We start from the raw sequence: 4,602 nt of genomic DNA, 5'->3' as shown, positions 1-4,602 counted from the left end.
GCGGCCGGGCCCGCGCAGCAGGCCGGGCTTGCCCGCGCCGAACGTGACCGTGACGTCGGCGGGCAGCACCGTGGGATCCGGCACCCGGCCGTCGTCGCAGCCGACCCCGCTCGGGATGTCGCACGCCACGACGACGGGGCCGCCCGCGTCCCGGACGACGGGCAGGAGCGCGGCCACCACGCGGCGCGCCTCGCCGCGGAGGGCGGGGCTCGCGGTGGTGCCGATGCCGAGGATGCCGTCGACCACGAGCGCGGACTCCCGGCCGAGCGCCGCGAGGCCCGCGTCGTCGAGCTCGTCGGACGGCGTGATCGGGATGCCTGCCGCGACCGCGCGTGCGGCGCCGGCCTCGTGGACGCGCGACGCGGTGCGGATCACGCGCACCTCACGCCCGTCCCGCGCGAGCTCGGCGGCGGCGAGCAGCGCGTCGCCGCCGTTGTTCCCCGCGCCGACCAGGACGAGCACGGCGCCGCTCGGCACCTCACGGCGGCAGACGCGCGCGAGCCCGGCGGCGGCCACGCGCATGAGCTGCGCCCCGGCCGCGAGCAGCGGGGCCTCGGCGGCGCGGATGTCGGCGGCCGCGTAACCGTCGGCGAGCGCAGGGCCGTCGGCGAGCGCAGGGCGGTCGGAGAGCGCGCGGCCGTCGGCAGACGCGCGGCCCTCGCCGGGCGCGTCGGGCCCCGTCACGACGGCGCGATCCGCTCGACCAGCAGCTCCGCCCACGCCCGGTAGACGCGGCCGTAGAGCGTGTCCTCGGGGTTCGGCGCCGTGAACTCCGGGATCCGCCAGGCCGGGAACGGCACGCTGGCGGCGCGGTCGTGGCGCGCGACCACCTGGCGCGTGCTGCGGTTGAGGGCGTCGGCGTGGCGTCCGACCGCGCCCGCGATGAGCGGCGGCGTGACGGGTGAGATCTCGAGCGGCGGCACCTCCGTCACGAGCACGAGCGCGCCCGCCGGCATGCGCGCGTGCATGCTCGTGATGCACGCGTCGAGCAGCGACTCCCACAGCGGCGTGGGCGTGAACCGGATGGCGTCGCCGATGCCGAGGGCGAGGACGGCCACGTCGGTGCTCGCCCAGGCGGGGAACGCGTCGAGCCCCGCGCGCCAGGAGCGCACGGTGAAGTCGGGGAAGGACTGCACCGACCAGAAGACGCCGCGTCCGGTGCGGACGGCGAGCTTGTGCGCGACCTGCCCGGCGACGCCGAGGTCGTGCGACACGGTCTGGTAGCCGACCGCGGTGCCCTCGCCCACGACGGCCAGCCCGTAGGGATCCGGCCCCGGCAGCGAGCCGGTGGGGGAGTCGCGGGGGAACGTGGCGCGTCGCATCTCGCGGTAGAGCACGCGGTACTGGAGCCGGCCGACGGTGGCCGACCGGAGCGAGGCGAGCGGGCCGGCGGAGAGCATCCGGGAGCCCGGTGCGGTGCGGATGGCCGGGTCGTCGTCGGGGCCCACGGCGTGGTCGCGGCCCGGTTCGGGGTCGGAGGGCGGTGCGCCGGTCATCGCAGCCCGTCCTGTCCGTCGCGATGCCCCCGGAATGGGGACGATCGCAGGATATCCCGCGCTCGGCCACCCCCTCCACCGCGGAGGGTCGGAGGGGGCGCCCGGGAGGGCGGATCAGGCCAGGATGTCGCGGACCATGGGCGCGACGATCGTGCCGTAGCGCTCGATGCCGCCCATCATGCGCTCGTGCGAGAACGGGCCCGCGCTGTACTTGAGGTCGAAGCGGCTCGCGCCCACGGCCTTCAGCGTCGCGGCGATCTTGCGGGCGACGGTCTCGGGGGATCCGACGTACAGCGAGCCGTGGTCGATCTCCTGCTCGTAGGACGCGCGGGCCAGGGGCGGCCAGCCGCGGTCCTTGCCGATGCGGGCGTGCATCACCTGGTAGTCGGGGAAGAACGCCTCGCGCGCCTCGGCGTCGGTCTCGCCGACGTAGCCGGGCGAGTGGATCCCGACGGGCAGGCGCGGCTGCTCGAGCTGGTCGAGGGCGCGCGCGAACAGGTCGGCGTAGGGCGCGAAGCGGTGCGGCTCGCCGCCGATGATGGCGAGCATGAGCGGGAAGCCGTGGCGCGCGGCGCGCACGACCGACTCGGGGCTGCCGCCGACGCCGACCCACGTCGTGATGCCGTTCGCGGTCTTCGGGAAGACGTCGTGCTCGGTGAGGCCGGCGCGCGTCGAGCCGCTCCAGGTGACGGGCGTCTCCTTGACGAGCTCGGCGAACAGCCCGAGCTTCTCCTCGAAGAGGCGCTCGTAGTCGCTCAGCTCGTAGCCGAACAGCGGGAACGACTCGGTGAAGGATCCGCGGCCGAGGATGACCTCCGCGCGGCCGTTCGAGACGGCGTCGAGCGTGGCGAAGCGCTGGAAGACGCGCACGGGGTCATCGGAGCTGAGGACGGTGACGGCGGATCCGAGGCGGATGCGCTCGGTCTTCGCGGCGATGGCGGCGAGCGCGACCTCGGGGGAGGAGATCGCGTAGTCGTCACGGTGGTGCTCGCCGAGGCCGATGAAGTCGATGCCGACCTGGTCGGCCAGCACGCCCTCGGCGACGACGTTGCGGATCACCTCGGCGTAGGGCAGCTCGCGGCCGTCCGGTCCGACCGTGACGTCCCCGAACGTGTCCAGTCCGAGCTCGATCTCCTGCGCCATGCTGCCCTGCTTCCTGATCCATGCGAACGTATGCATTCGGGTCAACTGTAGGAGGGGGCGGGGCATTCCCGCGAATCGGGCGGGCGCCCGCGTCAATCGGTGACGTTCTCCGCGCGCGAGATCTCGGTGTCCTCGACGCGGGACTCCGGCATCAGCAGCCCCGCGACCACCGTCGCGAGCGCGCACACCCCGACCGCGAGGAACACGGCGCCGGACGCGGCGATCACGGCGTCCGGATCCCGCTGTCCGCCGTCCGAGGCGGCGAAGATCGCGTTGGCGATCGCGCCGAAGACCGCGACGCCGACCGCGCTGCCGATCGACCGGGCGAACAGGTTCGCACCCGTGACGACGCCGCGCTCGCCCCAGCCGACGCTCGACTGCGCGCCGATGAGGCTGGGCGTCGCGACGAGGCCGAGACCGAGGCCCACGACGAAGCAGCCGACCGCGATCCCGGCGAGCGTGGGCGTGCCCGCGAGCAGCGCGATCGATCCGGTGCCGACGATCGTGAGGGCCATGCCGATGAGCACCGTGCGGCGGAACCCGATGCGCAGGTACAGGCGCCCCGACAGCGACGCGGAGATGGGCCAGCCGATCGTGAGGGCCGCGAGCGCGAGGCCGGAGACGAGCGGCGTGACGCCGAGGGATCCCTCGAGATACGTGGGCACGTAGGAGGTGAGGCCGATGAGGATCGCGCCGACGCCGAGCGACACGAGCGTGGTCGTGAGGAGGAGGCGCCGGGAGAACACCCAGAGCGGCAGCACGGGTTCCGCGGCCCGGCGCTCCACGAGCAGGAACGCGACGATGAGCACGGCGCCGATCCCGAACGCGCCGACGCTGGGCGCCGAGTCCCACGCCCAGGCCTGGCCGCCCTCGAGCACGGCGAGGATCAGGAGGCTGAGGCCGACCGTGAGGAGCGCGGCGCCCGCGTAGTCGACGCGGTGCCGCGTGCGCTCGATGGACTCGTGGAAGCGGCGGACGATCATCCAGCCCGCGAGGAGGCACAGCGGCACGTTGACGAAGAAGATCCAGCGCCAGGTCGCGAACTCGGAGAACACGCCGCCGAGGGTCGGGCCGACCACGCTGGACACCGCCCACACGCTCGCGAGGTACCCCTGCGTCTTCGCGCGCTCGGCGACCGTGTAGATGTCGCCCGCGATCGTGATCGCCATGGGCTGCACGGCGCCCGCGCCGAGCCCCTGGATGGCGCGGGCCGCGATGAGCGCCGGCATGCTCCAGGCGAACCCGCACAGCACGGATCCGACGAGGAACAGGCCGATGCCGATGAGGATGATCGGCTTCCGGCCCACGGTGTCGGCGAGCTTCGCGTAGAGCGGCACCGACACGGCCTGCGCGAGCAGGTAGATCGAGAACAGCCACGGGAACGAGGCGAAGCCGCCGAGGTCGTCCACGATGGACGGCACCGCGGTGGCGAGGATGGTCGAGTCGATGGCCACGAGGCCCGTCGTCATCATCAGGGCGATGAGGATGGGTCCGCGCTCGGATCGGAATCCGACGCCAGTGGTGTCAGTCATGGGCCTCCCGGGTCGAACGGTGAACGGACGCAGGGCCGGGCGCATTCCCGCACCGGACGGAACGGGTGTGGTCGACTGGGGGCACCCCACCGGAAGGACCCCTCGTGACGTTCCGCGCGCCCGACGCATTCACCACCCGACCCACGCTCCGCGGCACGTTCGGCATGAGCGCCTCCACGCACTGGCTCGCGTCCGGCACCGGCCAGGCCGTGCTCGAGCGCGGCGGCAACGCCTTCGACGCCGCCGTCGCCAGCGCGTTCGTGCTGCACGTCGTCGAGCCGCACCTCAACGGCCCCGGCGGCGACATGACGGCCGTCGTGCACGTCGCCGGGGAGGCCGCGCCGAAGCTGCTCATGGGTCAGGGATCCGCGCCCGCCGCCGCGACGCCCGAGCGCTTCCGCCAGGAGGGCCTCGACCGCGTGCCCGGCGCC

5 protein-coding genes are annotated in these 4,602 nt (G+C 74.1%); 1 reads left to right on the top strand and 4 read right to left on the bottom strand.

All coding sequences use genetic code 11. The features are described 5' to 3' along the window. The 4 genes from DZG00_RS12545 to DZG00_RS12530 all read right to left on the bottom strand — a co-directional run. Nucleotides 1-684: NAD(P)H-hydrate epimerase (locus DZG00_RS12545; protein ID WP_119455679.1), on the bottom strand; the 684-nt coding region annotated here is incomplete at its 3' end. Continuing rightward, nucleotides 681-1,496, bottom strand: a complete 816-nt coding sequence (locus DZG00_RS12540) for an SGNH/GDSL hydrolase family protein (protein WP_119382716.1) — start codon at nt 1,494-1,496, stop codon at nt 681-683. The genes DZG00_RS12540 and DZG00_RS12545, both read right to left, overlap by 4 nt. Nucleotides 1,497-1,610: 114 nt before the next feature. Beyond that, nucleotides 1,611-2,639 (bottom strand): LLM class flavin-dependent oxidoreductase, encoded by a 1,029-nt coding sequence (locus tag DZG00_RS12535; protein ID WP_119382715.1) that lies wholly within the window; start codon nt 2,637-2,639, stop codon nt 1,611-1,613. A gap of 92 nt (nt 2,640-2,731) precedes the next feature. Next, on the bottom strand, nt 2,732-4,171 hold the full coding sequence (locus DZG00_RS12530) for an MDR family MFS transporter (protein ID WP_119382714.1): 1,440 nt from the start codon (nt 4,169-4,171) through the stop codon (nt 2,732-2,734). A 104-nt stretch (nt 4,172-4,275) separates the two neighbouring features. On the opposite strand from DZG00_RS12530, the gene DZG00_RS12525 reads away from it, so the two are divergent. Continuing rightward, the coding region (locus DZG00_RS12525) for a gamma-glutamyltransferase (RefSeq protein ID WP_199689817.1) at nt 4,276-4,602 on the top strand (327 nt) is incomplete at its 3' end.

The sequence above is a fragment of the Clavibacter lycopersici genome (assembly GCF_003576405.1).
In the GTDB taxonomy this organism is placed as follows: domain Bacteria; phylum Actinomycetota; class Actinomycetes; order Actinomycetales; family Microbacteriaceae; genus Clavibacter; species Clavibacter lycopersici.
Note: the sequence above shows the minus strand (reverse complement) of the source record. Positions and strands in the feature narration are given on the sequence as shown.